At 52.7% G+C, this 14458-nt stretch carries 15 protein-coding genes and 1 riboswitch; of the genes, 9 read left to right on the forward strand and 6 right to left on the reverse strand.

Translation table 11 applies throughout. The features are described 5' to 3' along the window. Positions 1-359: 359 nt before the first annotated feature. Together purH and purD are read left to right on the forward strand one after the other, a co-directional pair. Entirely contained in the window at positions 360-1949 is a 1590-nt protein-coding gene (gene purH / locus ACJY2G_RS24595; RefSeq protein WP_430320970.1) for a bifunctional phosphoribosylaminoimidazolecarboxamide formyltransferase/IMP cyclohydrolase, read from the forward strand. A gap of 45 nt (positions 1950-1994) precedes the next feature. Then, positions 1995-3284, forward strand: coding sequence for a phosphoribosylamine--glycine ligase (purD, locus tag ACJY2G_RS24600; protein ID WP_430320969.1), 1290 nt, complete (start codon positions 1995-1997; stop codon positions 3282-3284). Between the two features lie 65 nt (positions 3285-3349). On the opposite strand, the gene ACJY2G_RS24605 is transcribed toward purD, so the two are convergent. From ACJY2G_RS24605 to nudC, 6 genes are all read right to left on the reverse strand, one after another. Further along, a complete protein-coding gene (locus tag ACJY2G_RS24605; RefSeq protein ID WP_430320971.1) occupies positions 3350-4003 on the reverse strand; it encodes a DUF1481 domain-containing protein in 654 nt (217 codons plus the stop codon). A 51-nt stretch (positions 4004-4054) separates the two neighbouring features. Continuing rightward, positions 4055-4327: a nucleoid-associated protein HU-alpha gene (gene hupA / locus ACJY2G_RS24610; protein ID WP_013577396.1), complete on the reverse strand. Its 273-nt coding sequence runs from the start codon at positions 4325-4327 to the stop codon at positions 4055-4057. 190 nt (positions 4328-4517) lie between these two features. Continuing rightward, positions 4518-5108, reverse strand: a complete 591-nt coding sequence (locus ACJY2G_RS24615) for a YjaG family protein (protein ID WP_095924297.1) — start codon at positions 5106-5108, stop codon at positions 4518-4520. 70 nt (positions 5109-5178) lie between these two features. Continuing rightward, the gene (gene nfi / locus ACJY2G_RS24620) at positions 5179-5859 is read right to left on the reverse strand and encodes a deoxyribonuclease V (protein ID WP_120164011.1); all 681 of its coding nucleotides are present in this window, start codon (positions 5857-5859) and stop codon (positions 5179-5181) included. A 9-nt stretch (positions 5860-5868) separates the two neighbouring features. Beyond that, entirely contained in the window at positions 5869-6933 is a 1065-nt protein-coding gene (hemE, locus tag ACJY2G_RS24625; protein WP_112288554.1) for a uroporphyrinogen decarboxylase, read from the reverse strand. Between the two features lie 71 nt (positions 6934-7004). Further along, entirely contained in the window at positions 7005-7790 is a 786-nt protein-coding gene (gene nudC / locus ACJY2G_RS24630) for an NAD(+) diphosphatase (RefSeq protein ID WP_112288553.1), read from the reverse strand. 98 nt (positions 7791-7888) lie between these two features. Here nudC and rsd point away from each other — a divergent pair, with 98 nt between their 5' ends. The 7 genes from rsd to thiH all read left to right on the forward strand — a co-directional run bounded on the left by rsd (position 7889) and on the right by thiH (position 14236). Beyond that, the gene (rsd, locus tag ACJY2G_RS24635; RefSeq protein ID WP_112288552.1) at positions 7889-8404 is read left to right on the forward strand and encodes a sigma D regulator; all 516 of its coding nucleotides are present in this window, start codon (positions 7889-7891) and stop codon (positions 8402-8404) included. Positions 8405-8489: 85 nt separating this feature from the next. After that, positions 8490-8616: riboswitch (TPP riboswitch) on the forward strand. Between the two features lie 122 nt (positions 8617-8738). Beyond that, the gene (gene thiC, locus ACJY2G_RS24640) at positions 8739-10691 is read left to right on the forward strand and encodes a phosphomethylpyrimidine synthase ThiC (RefSeq protein WP_120164013.1); all 1953 of its coding nucleotides are present in this window, start codon (positions 8739-8741) and stop codon (positions 10689-10691) included. Further along, positions 10688-11341, forward strand: coding sequence for a thiamine phosphate synthase (gene thiE, locus ACJY2G_RS24645; RefSeq protein WP_430320968.1), 654 nt, complete (start codon positions 10688-10690; stop codon positions 11339-11341). The genes thiC and thiE overlap by 4 nt, the downstream gene beginning before the upstream one ends. Next, complete coding sequence (locus ACJY2G_RS24650) at positions 11334-12083, forward strand: HesA/MoeB/ThiF family protein (RefSeq protein WP_430320967.1); 750 nt, start codon at positions 11334-11336, stop codon at positions 12081-12083. The genes thiE and ACJY2G_RS24650 overlap by 8 nt, the downstream gene beginning before the upstream one ends. Continuing rightward, the gene (thiS, locus tag ACJY2G_RS24655) at positions 12080-12280 is read left to right on the forward strand and encodes a sulfur carrier protein ThiS (protein ID WP_279920256.1); all 201 of its coding nucleotides are present in this window, start codon (positions 12080-12082) and stop codon (positions 12278-12280) included. Before ACJY2G_RS24650 ends, thiS begins: the two co-directional genes overlap by 4 nt. Before the next feature lies 1 nt (position 12281). Next, complete coding sequence (locus ACJY2G_RS24660) at positions 12282-13061, forward strand: thiazole synthase (RefSeq protein ID WP_430320966.1); 780 nt, start codon at positions 12282-12284, stop codon at positions 13059-13061. Then, positions 13058-14236: a 2-iminoacetate synthase ThiH gene (gene thiH / locus ACJY2G_RS24665; protein ID WP_430320965.1), complete on the forward strand. Its 1179-nt coding sequence runs from the start codon at positions 13058-13060 to the stop codon at positions 14234-14236. The genes ACJY2G_RS24660 and thiH overlap by 4 nt, the downstream gene beginning before the upstream one ends. Positions 14237-14458: the final 222 nt, after the last annotated feature.

Below are 14458 nucleotides of genomic sequence, written 5' to 3' on the forward strand. Positions count from 1 at the left end.
GTTCTCAGCAGGCCGCAAGGGCTAATTTTAAGAAAAATCACTGTTTGCTGCATTACACAGCAAACACACTGCTTATACCGTGTTTTACACAGATTTATCCACAGGGGCACAGGAATCTCAAATTTTGCGAGCGTCGCGCAATCGTTTTCGCTACAATTTCGCGCGTCAGTTTTCGCAGCCCTTTATGGGTAACAAATGAAATACCGGTTGCCGGAGGGGAGTTATCCGAGCTCAGTCCCGCGTTTTCTGCAAATTGCTCTCAATAATTTTCTCTATATAAAGAGAAGGAGAGAAGAAAAGCGTCACTGAACTCCGATAACGCTCTTTACTGCGACTCCAAAGCCAAGGATACAACCACCATGCAACAATCTCGTCCAATCCGCCGCGCCCTGCTCAGTGTTTCTGACAAAGCCGGTATCGTAGAATTCGCCCAGGCCCTGTCTTCGCGTGGCGTTGAATTACTTTCCACTGGCGGAACTGCCAGTCTGTTGGCTAAAGCCGGCCTGCCAGTCACTGAAGTGTCTGACTACACCGGTTTTCCGGAAATGATGGATGGACGCGTCAAAACTCTGCACCCGAAAGTTCACGGCGGCATTCTCGGTCGTCGCGGGAAAGATGATGAAATTATGGCGCAGCATTCTATTGCGCCAATCGACATGGTGGTCGTTAACCTTTATCCGTTCGCACAAACCGTCGCTCGCCCGGACTGTTCACTGGAAGATGCAGTAGAAAACATTGATATCGGTGGCCCGACAATGGTTCGCTCGGCGGCGAAGAACCACAAAGACGTCGCCATCGTGGTGAAGAGCAGCGACTACGCTTCTATTATAGAAGAGATGGATTCCAACAGCAGCTCGCTGACGCTGGCGACCCGTTTCAATCTGGCGATCAAAGCTTTCGAGCACACGGCCTCTTATGACGGCATGATTGCCAACTACTTCGGCACCATGGTGCCGGCTTATCACGGCGATACCGAATCCGCTTCCGGACAGTTCCCGCGCACACTGAATCTTAGCTATATAAAGAAACAAGATATGCGTTATGGCGAAAACAGCCATCAGAACGCGGCCTTCTATATAGAAGAGAACGTCAGCGAGGCTTCGGTTGCCACTTCTACCCAGCTTCAGGGCAAGGCGCTTTCTTATAACAACATTGCGGATACCGATGCCGCACTGGAATGTGTGAAAGAATTTGCTGAACCGGCCTGCGTCATCGTTAAACATGCCAATCCTTGCGGCGTGGCCATCGGTGACAGCATTCTGGCCGCTTACGAGCGCGCCTATCAGACTGACCCGACATCCGCTTTCGGCGGCATTATTGCCTTCAACCGTGAACTGGATGCCGAAACAGCGAAAGCCATCATCAGCCGTCAGTTTGTAGAAGTGATCATTGCGCCATCTGTCAGTGCCGAAGCTCTGGCCCTGACCGCAGCCAAACAAAACGTTCGCGTACTGACCTGCGGGCAATGGGAAGATCGTCAGAAAGCACTAGACTTCAAACGTGTTAATGGCGGCCTGCTGGTTCAGGATCGCGATTTGGGTATGGTTGATGCGGCTGATCTGCGTGTGGTTTCAGAGCGCCAGCCGACGGAGCAGGAACTCACAGATGCGCTGTTCTGCTGGAAAGTCGCAAAATTCGTGAAATCCAACGCCATTGTGTATGCACGTGACAAAATGACCATCGGTATCGGCGCTGGCCAGATGAGCCGCGTTTACTCCGCTAAAATTGCCGGTATTAAAGCCGCCGACGAAGGTCTGGAAGTCGCCGGTTCTGTCATGGCTTCTGATGCTTTCTTCCCGTTCCGCGACGGCATCGATGCAGCAGCAGCAGTAGGCATCACCTGCGTTATTCAGCCTGGCGGTTCTATCCGTGACGATGAAGTGATCGCCGCGGCAAACGAACACGGCATTGCGATGCTGTTCACCGACATGCGCCACTTCCGTCATTAATTTTCTTTTAGCGGGTGCGATGCGCCCGCTCACCGGAGTCTTCGAATGAATATTTTAATTATCGGTAACGGCGGGCGTGAACATGCACTGGCATGGAAGGCATCGCAGTCACCTCTGGCTGATAAAGTCTTTGTTGCGCCTGGCAATGCCGGTACCGCGCTGGAGCCGTTGCTGGAAAATGTGGACATCGCCGCCACTGACATCGCCGGTTTGCTGGCTTTCGCCAAAAGTCATGATATTGGCCTGACCATCGTTGGCCCTGAAGCGCCACTGGTAATTGGTGTGGTGGATGCTTTCCGCGCAGCCGGTCTGAAAATCTTTGGCCCAACGCAGGAAGCTGCGCAGCTGGAAGGTTCTAAAGCTTTCACTAAGGATTTCCTGGCTCGACATAACATCCCAAGCGCTGATTATCAGAACTTCACTGAAATCGAAGCTGCTCTGGCTTATCTGCGCAGCAAAGGCGCGCCGATAGTCATCAAAGCTGATGGACTGGCAGCAGGTAAAGGCGTCATTGTTGCGATGACGTTGAAAGAAGCGGAAGACGCCGTTCACGACATGCTGGCAGGCAATGCTTTCGGCGATGCAGGCCATCGCATTGTTATTGAAGAATTCCTCGACGGCGAAGAAGCCAGTTTCATCGTTATGGTCGACGGCACCAATGTGCTGCCGATGGCGACCAGTCAGGATCACAAACGCGTGGGTGACGGCGACAGCGGCCCGAATACCGGCGGCATGGGCGCTTATTCTCCGGCGCCGGTAGTGACCGATGAAATTCATCAGCGCGTCATGGATCAGGTTATCTGGCCAACCGTTCGTGGCATGGCGGCAGAAAACAACACTTATACCGGTTTCCTGTATGCAGGTCTGATGATCTCAGCTGACGGGCAGCCAAAAGTGATCGAGTTCAACTGCCGTTTCGGTGATCCGGAGACTCAGCCGATCATGTTGCGTCTGCGTTCAGATCTTGTGGATCTTTGCCTCGCCGGTGCTGAAGGTCGTCTGGGCGATAAAACATCCGAGTGGGATCCGCGCCCGTCGCTGGGTGTCGTGCTCGCCGCGGGTGGCTATCCTGCCGATTACAAAACCGGAGACGTTATCCACGGTCTGCCGCTGGAAGAAGTGCCAGATGGCAAAGTCTTCCAGGCCGGAACCCGCTTGCAGGATGAACGTGTGGTAACGAATGGCGGCCGCGTATTGTGTGTGACGGCGTTGGGCAAAACCGTGGAAGCGGCTCAGGCACGCGCTTATGATTTAGCAAAAGATATTCACTGGGAAGGCAGCTTTTGCCGCAAAGACATCGGTTATCGCGCTATCGACCGCGAACGTAATCAGTAATTTTTTCCGTCCCGACGATCAACAAAGGCACGCTTCGGCGTGCCTTTTCTTTTATCAAAACGAGATCAGAGGTCAGACTCTTTCGGTTCCCATTTACAGAAATCTTCATTGGCGACCAGCAACAGCTCGTTGCCCTGCGGTGCCGTCAGCCAGGCTAGCCCCAGATTATCGTTACTGCGACTGGCTCGTTTCGCCAGCCAGACCTGTGAACGGACAGTGAGCGCCGGCGTCACTTGTTCACCTGCGCAGGTCGTTATGATGCCTTTGCGCCAGCGAGCCTGAACCAGGCGGACATTCCCTGCCTGCAGCGCGTTGCTCAGGTCGAGGATTTTTGACGCTTCATATTTATAGCGTTCGATTTCATCAGAGGATAATTTTTCCCGACGCTCCGGGAGCTGTCGCTGCATGAAGCTGACATTGCCACCCTCGTCAAAACGCAGCATGACGCCCAAATCAGTTTTGGTGGCATGGGTTTCTTTAATCAGGTGCAATTGCCCCTGCTGGAATTCGTATCGGGTGATGATCGTATCGCCGCCGAAATAGGGGCTATAGACGTTAAGGATGGTTTGAGGCTCGTGCTGGGCGCTATCTTCGCGCCAAAGCCGGTTAATTCCCTGATCAGCAACATAACCGCTGGCAAAGAATAACTCAGGGCCTTTATCAGAACTACAACCCACCAGACCGAGCACCAGTAAACCTGCTACCAGCCTGGGGGTGATAAACTGAAGGGGCCTAAAAACCCCTCCGCTTATTCTTTTCACTGCAAGCAATTACTTAACAGCGTCTTTCAGAGCTTTACCAGAAACGAACGCAGGCACGTTTGCAGCTGCGATTTTGATTTCTTTACCAGTCTGTGGGTTACGACCAGTACGCTCGTTACGATGATTTACCTTGAAAGTCCCGAAACCAACCAATTGTACAGCATCACCTTCTTTCAGAGACTCGGTAATAGCAGACAGAGTAGATTCAAGAGCAACTTTGGCCTGTGCTTTGGAAAGATCAGCTTTGTCCGCAATTACATCAATCAGTTGAGTCTTGTTCATAAGTTATCCTTTACAGTGTGTTTATCGTTTGCAAAGCATCGAGTGCGACGGATATGCCGATTGACAGCACCCTCCTGCATACACGCACCGATAGCCACTTTTTTTACGCACCCCAAATGTAGACCAGACAGGGTGCGGATGTGAAGCCTTAAGGCACGACAAATCAGGCGTTAAATCACGTTTTCTTGCCTTATTGCGCTAAATTTATGCCGATGTTACTGACAGCGGCTTCACGCAGGTCAGAACGTAACCCTTTTATTAATTCCAGGTCACGCTCTTCACAGTCAGCCAACAGGCGAAAAATCTCCCATTGGATGTCCCATTCTTCTTCAACGGCAGGGATGACCTTGAGTTCTTCATCGGTCATTTCTTTACCTGCCTGAGTCATTTCCAGCATCGCGACAGTACGAATTGACGTCTCACTCACCGCAATCGCATGAGACAGCGTTTCGCCGCTCAGACGCGAATGAATCAGTTCGCCTAATGCAATACACGCATCAATCGCCGGATAAACCCCGTAGAGATCGTAATCATCGGAAGAAGGCACCGCTTCCTCCAGTTTTTCGAGCTGTGAGTCAAAATTGACCTTGGCGTCTTTTACCACCAGCGTTTCCCAGATTAAGTCCAGGATACGACGGTAAAGCTGTGCTTCGCCAAACCCGGTTTCCAGGCAAAATGCCTGATAGTTCGGGTACATGCGTTCGCACAAGCTCGCCATAAACGTCACGTGTTGCCAGCTTTCCAGCTTTTCGAGACGTAAATGAATTGGATTACGTAACATGAGTTGATCTCGTTAACTTTTCTGCGCGGGAGTTTACCTGAAATAAATCAATATCCCTATTCCTTGATTCCTAAAGATCATCACTCAAGCGTTGCCAGCGTTGAAACGACGCCCGGTTTGATGCCACGGCATCCGCCCAACGGGTCGGTTCCGGCAGCCGATATTGCCGCATGCATTGTTCCACCCAATAAAGAGAGGAGTCCATGCTGATCCGATTACCAGGCGAGATGAACAATGGATTACAGCGTAGCTTGCTTCGCCACACCCAGCCAATCTGTTCATCGCCTTCATACAGCCCCTGACTGCTGTGTAGCGCTTCACCTAACGGCAGGAACTGCCCGCATAAACGGCTTTTCGCCACACCAATGGTCGGCACGTCAATCATCAGGCCAAAATGACTGGCGACACCGAGCCGCCGCGGATGCGCGATCCCCTGCCCGTCAACCAGAACCAGATCAGGGTGCGATGAGATTTGCTGCCAGGCTTGTAAAAGTGCGGGGAGCTCACGGAAAGAAAGGAAACCAGGAATGTAGGGCATGACGGTCGGAATGCGGGCTATCTGGTATTCGACCAGCTCCAAAGTTGGATAACTCAGAACAGCGACCGCCGCGCGGGTGACTTCACCGCCCTGCTCAAACCCGACATCCACACCGGCGATCAACGACGGTGTGGTGAATTCAGGCGGATCCTGCAGTTCAATCTGATCTGCGAGGATCCGTTGCTCTTCACGTAACGCGCGCGTGTCGATCATAATGCCATGTTACTCGTGATACTGGCGGGACAGGCTGTGTACCGCTTCCACAAAAGCGCCCGCATTTTCTGGCGGAACGTCCTGGTGAATACCGTGGCCAAGATTAAACACATGGCCATTACCTTTGCCGAAACCAGCCAGAATGGTTTCTACTTCCTGCTCAATCCGCACCGGTGAGGCGTAAAGCATGGAAGGATCCATGTTGCCCTGAATCGCCACTTTGTCGCCAACCCGACGGCGCGCTTCAGCAATATCGGTGGTCCAGTCCAGACCCAGCGCGTCACAACCCGTTGCCGCCATCGCTTCCAGCCACTGGCCTCCGCCTTTGGTAAACAAGGTCACCGGCACACGGCGGCCTTCGTTTTCACGAATCAGGCCATCGACGATTTTGTGCATGTAGTTAAGAGAGAACTCACGGTAATCGCGAGGTGTCAGCACGCCGCCCCAGGTGTCAAAAATCATCACCGACTGCGCGCCCGCTTTAATCTGAGCATTAAGGTAAAGAATGACGCTGTCGGCCACTTTATCCAGCAACAGGTGCAAGGTAGACGGATCGGCGTACATCATTTTTTTAATTTTGGTAAAGGCTTTGCTGCTACCGCCTTCAATCATATACGTCGCCAGAGTCCACGGGCTACCGGAGAAACCGATAAGCGGCACTTCACCTTTCAGGTTTTTACGGATGGTACGCACGGCGTTCATCACATAGCCCAGCTCCATTTCAGGATCCGGAACCGGCAGCTTTTCGACATCAGCACGATTGGTCAGTGGCGAAGAAAAACGCGGGCCTTCACCGGCTTCGAAATACAGCCCCAGCCCCATCGCATCAGGAATGGTCAGGATGTCGGAGAACAGGATCGCTGCATCCAGCGGATAGCGACGAAGCGGCTGTAAAGTCACCTCACAAGCCAGTTCGGCATTCTTACACAGCGACATAAAATCGCCGGCTTCAGCGCGGGTTTCTTTGTACTCCGGCAAATAACGGCCAGCCTGACGCATCATCCACACCGGTGTAATGTCCACTGGCTGACGTAACAAAGCACGCAGGTAACGGTCGTTTTTCAACTCATTCATTCTTGCTCTTTCCTTCAATATTCGGGCCGCCCGACAATCATATGACGGCATTCTATCACGCAAAACTGACGCTAGACCTCGTCGTCTTCGCTTTCTGCGCGGCACTGCGCAACTGTGTCTTCAATCAGACGACGGGCAATCGTGCCGGGCGGTGGCAGCTGTGGCAGCTGGTCAAAGCGGTACCAGTCAGCGTTAAGCAGCTCTTTCGGGTCGTGTTTAATATCGCCGCTGTCGTAATCCGCCATAAATGCCATCATCAGCGAATTGGGGAACGGCCACGGTTGGGAACTGACGTAACGGACATTCTTCACGCGGATATTACTTTCTTCCATGACCTCGCGAGCCACGGTTTCTTCCAGTGTTTCACCGACTTCAACAAAGCCAGCCAGAACCGTGTGAATGCCATTACGATGACGGACGTGCTGCGCCAGCAAAATCTCATCACCTTTGCGGATTGCTACAATGATGCAGGGCGCAATCTGCGGGTAATAGCGTTCGCGGCAATTCCCGCAAAGTGCGGCCCACTCGGTCTTACTGACGTGCATTTCATGCCCGCAGTATCCGCAGAACTTATGAGAACGATAAAATTCTGACAGCTGCACGCCGCGCCCGACCAGCTGGAATAATCCGCGATCCTGATCCAGCAGCTGACGGGCAGAAACCATATGATTTGGCATTGTCTGACGGACCAGCCAGACAGGTTCACCCTGCCATTCACCAATCTGACGCGCCGTTTTACCGGTCAGAGAATATTGTGCGGCGCTGCCAAACGGCAGTTCGCCCTCAGGCAGCCACAGCTTGCCTTCCTGGCTGATAACCCACCAGCCGTTATGTTGCTCAGTAATCTGTAATTCCATAATTGTTGTTGCATAACCTCGTCGGGACTGACAATCTGAGTAAGATATTCACATATTAGTAACTTTTAGTTACTTTTTTATCGCTCACGGAGTCAACCATGCTAAATCGTCTGGAAAGACTGACCCAACGCGTTGGTGGCAGTAATGAGTTAGTGGATCAATGGCTGCACGCGCGCAAAGAGCTGCTGGTTTCGTACTGCACTTTGGTCGGCCTGAAACCCAATAAAGAAAAACATACCCCTCTCAACGAAAAAGCGCTGGATAACTTTTGCCATAACCTGGTGGACTATCTTTCTGCCGGTCATTTCCATCTGTATCAGCGGATCATTGATGAAGTCGAAGGTGCGAACAGTCCGATAAAATTGCAGGCTGCGAAAATATACCCTGCACTGGAGCTGAACACTGAAGCTATCATGGCTTTCCATGATAGTTACACTGAAAATGATATTGATGATGACAATGCTTTCGCATTTCATTATGCATTATCCGATGTAGGTGAAGCGTTGGATGCGCGTTTTCAGCTGGAAGATCAATTGATTATTCTGGCATTTGACCGCAGCAATCATGAAGAAAAACCCCCTGCAAATGAAGAACATCTCGCCAGACCGGCTTAACGCTTTGTCACATTAAAACTCTGCACCTGTTTGTGGTTTTAATTGTAGTTTTAGTTGTAGTTTCAAAAAACGCCTCCTATATTGAGGCTTCTTGTCGGAGTGCCTAGCGCATAATTTTCTCGCGAAGATTACGCCAGGCTGAGACCGTTAATTCGGGATCCGCGGAACCTGATCGGGTTAGTACCCGCGAAGGGAACAAGAGTAATGTTATGCGTTCAGCTCACTCTGGCATTCGCCTGCATCAGGCCGCCTGTGCTGCACCGCCCATTTTTACTCCTGCCGTATACCTCCAGACAAGCAATTTTCCATCACGTTTTTTTGCGAGGAATTTGCTATGTCGAGTACCCAGAAACCCGTTATTTCCGAAAAGAAAGCGTCTAATCGCCGTGAACAACGTGCGCAGGCTCAGTCGTTTATCGACAGTTTGCAGGGCGAAGCCTTCCCCAATTCCCGCCGTATTTATCTTGAAGGTGACCGCAAAGATATTCGCGTGCCGATGCGTGAAATCCAGCTCAGCCCGACACTGGTCGGCGGTGGCAAAGATAATCCGAAGTTCGAAGAAAACGAAGCCATCCCTGTTTATGACACCGCCGGACCTTACGGGGATCCGTCAGCAGTTATCGACGTGCACACCGGTCTGGAAAAATTACGTGCCCGCTGGATAAAAGAGCGTGCGGACACGGAGGAACTCCCACAGGTCAGCTCCGGCTTTACCCAGCAACGGCTGGCGGACGAAGGGCTGGATCATCTGCGCTTCGAGCATCTGCCGCGTCCGCGTAAAGCCATGTCTGGCAAAAATGTTACGCAACTGCATTACGCACGCAAAGGCACGATTACCCCGGAAATGGAGTTCATCGCCATTCGCGAAAACATGGGCCGCGAGCGGATCCGTGGAGAGATTTTGCGCCAGCAACACCCCGGTGAAAGCTTTGGCGCGCATTTGCCTGCCAATATCACCGCAGAGTTTGTGCGTCAGGAGGTCGCCGCCGGGCGTGCGATTATTCCTGCCAACATCAACCATCCTGAATCAGAGCCGATGATCATCGGGCGTAATTTCCTGGTGAAAGTGAACGCTAATATCGGCAACTCAGCGGTGACATCATCCATCGAAGAAGAAGTCGAGAAGCTGGTGTGGTCAACGCGCTGGGGCGCAGACACCGTGATGGATCTCTCCACCGGCCGTTATATTCATGAAACCCGCGAATGGATCCTGCGTAACAGCCCGGTGCCGATCGGCACGGTGCCGATTTATCAGGCACTGGAAAAAGTGAACGGCGTGGCCGAAGACCTGAACTGGGAAATGTTCCGCGATACCCTGCTGGAACAGGCCGAGCAAGGCGTCGATTATTTCACCATTCATGCCGGTGTCTTGCTGCGTTACGTGCCGATGACGGCCAAACGTCTGACCGGCATTGTGTCGCGTGGTGGTTCGATTATGGCGAAATGGTGTCTGTCACATCATCGCGAAAGTTTCCTGTTTGAGCATTTTCGTGAAATTTGCGAAATCTGCGCCGCCTACGATGTCTCCCTTTCATTGGGCGACGGCTTACGTCCGGGCTCAATTCAGGATGCCAATGACGAAGCACAATTCGCTGAATTACGCACGCTGGGCGAACTGACCAAAATTGCCTGGGAATACGATGTGCAGGTGATGATCGAAGGTCCCGGGCATGTGCCGATGCAGATGATCCGACGCAACATGACCGAAGAACTCGAGCACTGCCACGAAGCGCCGTTCTATACGCTCGGTCCGCTGACCACCGATATCGCGCCGGGTTACGACCACTTCACCTCCGGTATTGGTGCGGCGATGATTGGATGGTTTGGCTGCGCCATGCTGTGTTATGTCACGCCAAAAGAGCATCTCGGCCTGCCGAACAAAGAAGACGTTAAGCAGGGTTTGATTACCTACAAAATCGCAGCACACGCCGCCGATTTAGCCAAAGGTCATCCGGGTGCGCAAATCCGCGATAACGCCATGTCCAAAGCGCGTTTTGAATTCCGCTGGGAAGACCAGTTCAATCTGGCTCTGGATCCGGCCACTGCCCGCGCTTACCACGATGAAACGCTGCCGCAGGAATCCGGCAAAGTTGCTCACTTCTGCTCGATGTGCGGTCCGAAATTCTGCTCAATGAAAATCACTCAGGAAGTTCGCGATTACGCCGCCGCGCTGGAAGCCAAAGCCCAGCCAATAGAACTCGTTGAATCCGGCATGGCGCAAATGTCGGCCGAATTCCGTTCACGCGGCAGCGAGCTTTATCACCCTGCCACGGAGATCAACAAATGAATCAGTCCGCTCAGCCCTTTCCTGCCGTTCCTTTTCACCTCGGTTTATATCCGGTCGTTGATACTGTGGAATGGATCGCCCGCCTGCTGGAGGCAGGCGTTAAAACGCTGCAACTGCGTGTAAAAGATTTACCCGATGAAGAAGTCGAGCCAGCAATAATCGAGGCCATCGCACTAGGGAAAAAATATCAGGCGCGGTTATTCATCAACGATTACTGGCGTCTGGCGGTAAAACATCAGGCTTATGGCGTGCATCTGGGTCAGGAAGATCTGGATACTGCCGATCTTGAGGCAATCCGTCAGGCCGGTTTACGACTGGGCGTCTCCACCCATGACGATACTGAAATGGCGCGCGCTGTCGCCGTGAATCCTTCATATATCGCACTCGGACATATCTTCCCGACGCAGACCAAGGACATGCCGTCAGCCCCGCAGGGTCTGGAAGAACTCTCCCGACATATTAAGCAACTCGACGGAAGATTCCCGACGGTGGCCATCGGCGGGATCAGTATTGACCGCGCGCCGTCGGTTCTCGATTGCGGCGTCGGCAGCATTGCCGTGGTCAGCGCCATTACGCAGGCAGCGGACTGGCGTGCCGCTACCGCCGAACTGCTGGCTATATGCGCCAGCAAGGTGCCGGAAGATGCTTAACGACCAGGAGTTCTTAAGATATAGCCGGCAATTGTTGCTGGAAGACATCGGTACTAAAGGGCAGGAGCAATTAACTAATTCCAAAGTGTTGATTGTCGGGCTCGGCGGTTTAGGCTCCCCTGCTGCGCTGTATTTGGCAGCCGCCGGAGTTGGCAAACTCTTACTCGCTGATGACGATAAATTGCATATATCTAATTTACAAAGACAGATTTTATATCGTACGAATGACATAGGACAAAATAAGGCCAATCTGGCGAAGTGCCATTTGCAGTCCTTAACTCCGCAGCTCGACTGCATCGCCATTCACCTGCGTCTTCAAGAAGATTTGCTTACTCAGGCTGTTTTAACGGCCGATCTAATTTTGGATTGCAGCGATAATATGGCCACTCGCCATGCAGTAAATGCCGCTTGTATCGCAGCTAGCAAGCCTTTGATTAGTGGAAGCGCCATTGGTTTTAGTGGTCAGCTGCTGGTAATTGAACCACCTTACTCTCAAGGCTGTTACGCCTGCCTCTACCCTGAAAAAATAGAACCTCAACGCAACTGCCGAAGCGCTGGAATACTCGGCCCCGTGGTCGGAGTGATCGGTACACTACAAGCGCTGGAAGCAATAAAAATGCTAGTCGGAATGCCTTCATCCTTAAGCGGCAAACTGCGGCTGTTCGACGGAAAAACACAAAACTGGCGTTCGCTGCAACTCAAGCGATCGTCAAGCTGTGCCGTCTGCGGAGGCCACGCGTGAACATTCTGGTTAATGATGAATCTCACCACTTCAGTCAACCGCTCACATTGCTGACCCTGCTCGATGTACTGGCATTAAACCCTGCAGGCAGCGCGCTGGCAGTTAATCAGGTCATTATTCCCCGTGATAACTGGCCTGCTCACTTGCTGGAAGACGGTGATGAGATTTTGCTCTTTCAGGCGATAGCCGGAGGCTGACATGTTAAAAATTGCTGATACCACATTCACATCGCACCTTTTTACAGGTACGGGAAAATTCGCCAGTCCGGTGCTGATGCAACGAGCGCTCGAAGCATCCGGCTCTCAGCTGGTGACCATGGCGATGAAACGTGTCGATCTGCGTCGCGGCGGAGACGACATTTTGTCTCCCCTGCAACAGCTAGGTGTACGTTTGTTGCCGAATACCTCAGGCGCCAAAACGGCGGAAGAAGCGGTGTTTGCCGCGCAACTGGCAAGAGAAGCGCTGGGAACAAACTGGGTGAAACTCGAAATTCACCCGGATGTAAAATATCTGCTGCCTGATGCCGTTGAAACGTTGAAAGCCGCAGAGATTCTGGTGAAACAAGGCTTCGTGGTTCTGCCGTATTGCAGCGCGGATCCGGTGCTGTGTAAGCGTCTGGAGGAAGCGGGTTGCGCAGCGGTCATGCCGCTGGGTGCGCCAATCGGTTCCAATCAGGGGCTGCAAACCCGCGAGTTTCTGCAAATCATCATCGAACAGGCGCGTATTCCTGTGGTGGTGGATGCCGGTATTGGCGCGCCGAGCCAGGCCGCGCAAGCGCTGGAAATGGGCGCCGATGCTGTGCTGGTCAATACCGCGATTGCCGTCGCGGGCGATCCGGTAGAGATGGCTACCGCATTCCGCCTCGCGGTTCAGGCCGGAGTCATTGCCCGCCAGAGTGGTTTAGGCGGCAGACAGCGACACGCCAGTGCATCCAGCCCGCTGACCGGTTTTCTCAATACCTCACAGGCGACGTCATGAGCAGCTTTACGGATGTCTGGTCTGCGCTGAACTGGGATGACCTTTCGCTGCGCATTAACAGTAAAACAACACGTGACGTCGAACGGACGCTCAGCCGGAATAAAATCGACCGTGAGGATTTTATGGCGTTAATTTCTCCGGCGGCGCTGCCTTATCTGGAACCCATGGCGCAGCGGGCTCAACAACTCACGCGCCAGCGCTTCGGCAACACGGTGAATTTCTTCGCACCGCTGTATTTATCCAATCTTTGCGCCAACGAATGTACTTATTGCGGCTTTTCGATGAGCAATAAAATCAAACGTAAAACGCTGGATAAGGATGAAATCGGGCGGGAATGCGAAGCGCTGAATGCGCTGGGCTTCAAACATCTGTTGCTGGTCACCGGCGAACACAAAGGGAAAGTTGGAATGGACTATTTTCGCCGTCATTTCCCGGCGATCAGAAACCATTTTGATTCGCTGATGATTGAAGTTCAGCCGCTGCAACAGGAAGAATATGCTGAGCTGAAAACGCTGGGACTGGATGGCGTGCTGGTTTATCAGGAAACCTATCACGCGCCGACGTATGCATTACATCATCTGCGAGGCCAGAAACAGGATTTCTTCTGGCGACTGGAAACACCAGACCGGCTCGGACGAGCGGGCATTGATAAAATCGGGCTGGGTGCACTGTTCGGACTTTCAGGAAACTGGCGGACTGACAGTTATATGGTGGCCGAGCATTTGCTGTATCTGCAACAAACTTACTGGCAAAGCCGTTATTCGGTGGCGTTTCCGAGATTGCGTCCTTGCGCCGGTGGAATAGAACCGGCGTCATTGCTGGAAGAAAATCAGCTTGTTCAGCTGATATGCGCTTTCAGAATGCTGGCACCGGATGTCGAGCTTTCACTGTCTACACGCGAATCACCTTATTTCCGCGATCACGTCATTCCGCTGGCGATCAACACCGTCAGTGCCGGATCTAAAACACAGCCCGGCGGCTATGCTGACGATCATCCGGAACTTGAGCAATTTGCTCCGCACGATAACCGATCGCCACAACGCGTTGCGCAAGCATTAACGCAAGCCGGGCTTCAGCCGGTGTGGAAAGACTGGGACAGTTTTTTGGGGCGCGTCTCGCAGGAAAATGTCGGTGGATGGCAAACCGGTAAACTCTCAGGAATGCAGATTCCATAAAATGATTTTGCCCCTCGCGCCAGCAGGCCGGGGGCATTACTGTGCTTTTGCCGCTGCATATTCGCAGATGGCCGGCGCCACTCATCCCGGCGCTGCTTCCAAATAGCCGGAACAGGTTATCGTCCAGTTCCCTGTTCCGGCTCCTCTTTCTCAGCATTATCAATTCCCAGATTTCAGGCAAAAAAAAACCGCCCCCGAAGGAGCGGTTTTATGCGTTTCGAC

Origin of the sequence: Rahnella sp. ATs2, from assembly GCF_051851855.1 — a bacterium.
GTDB classification, from domain to species: domain Bacteria; phylum Pseudomonadota; class Gammaproteobacteria; order Enterobacterales; family Enterobacteriaceae; genus Rahnella; species Rahnella variigena.

Bases quoted from the DNA above. Each gene is read 5' to 3' on its own strand.
- thiE (WP_430320968.1), top strand. From the start codon at position 10,688: ATGAATCAGTCCGCTCAGCCCTTTCCTGCCGTTCCTTTTCACCTCGGT.
- nfi (WP_120164011.1), bottom strand. From the start codon at position 5,859: ATGATCGACACGCGCGCGTTACGTGAAGAGCAACGGATCCTCGCAGAT.
- ACJY2G_RS24615 (WP_095924297.1), bottom strand. From the start codon at position 5,108: ATGTTACGTAATCCAATTCATTTACGTCTCGAAAAGCTGGAAAGCTGG.
- ACJY2G_RS24650 (WP_430320967.1), top strand. From the start codon at position 11,334: ATGCTTAACGACCAGGAGTTCTTAAGATATAGCCGGCAATTGTTGCTG.
- nudC (WP_112288553.1), bottom strand. From the start codon at position 7,790: ATGGAATTACAGATTACTGAGCAACATAACGGCTGGTGGGTTATCAGC.
- thiC (WP_120164013.1), top strand. From the start codon at position 8,739: ATGTCGAGTACCCAGAAACCCGTTATTTCCGAAAAGAAAGCGTCTAAT.
- hemE (WP_112288554.1), bottom strand. From the start codon at position 6,933: ATGAATGAGTTGAAAAACGACCGTTACCTGCGTGCTTTGTTACGTCAG.
- hupA (WP_013577396.1), bottom strand. From the start codon at position 4,327: ATGAACAAGACTCAACTGATTGATGTAATTGCGGACAAAGCTGATCTT.
- purH (WP_430320970.1), top strand. From the start codon at position 360: ATGCAACAATCTCGTCCAATCCGCCGCGCCCTGCTCAGTGTTTCTGAC.
- purD (WP_430320969.1), top strand. From the start codon at position 1,995: ATGAATATTTTAATTATCGGTAACGGCGGGCGTGAACATGCACTGGCA.
- thiH (WP_430320965.1), top strand. From the start codon at position 13,058: ATGAGCAGCTTTACGGATGTCTGGTCTGCGCTGAACTGGGATGACCTT.
- ACJY2G_RS24660 (WP_430320966.1), top strand. From the start codon at position 12,282: ATGTTAAAAATTGCTGATACCACATTCACATCGCACCTTTTTACAGGT.
- rsd (WP_112288552.1), top strand. From the start codon at position 7,889: ATGCTAAATCGTCTGGAAAGACTGACCCAACGCGTTGGTGGCAGTAAT.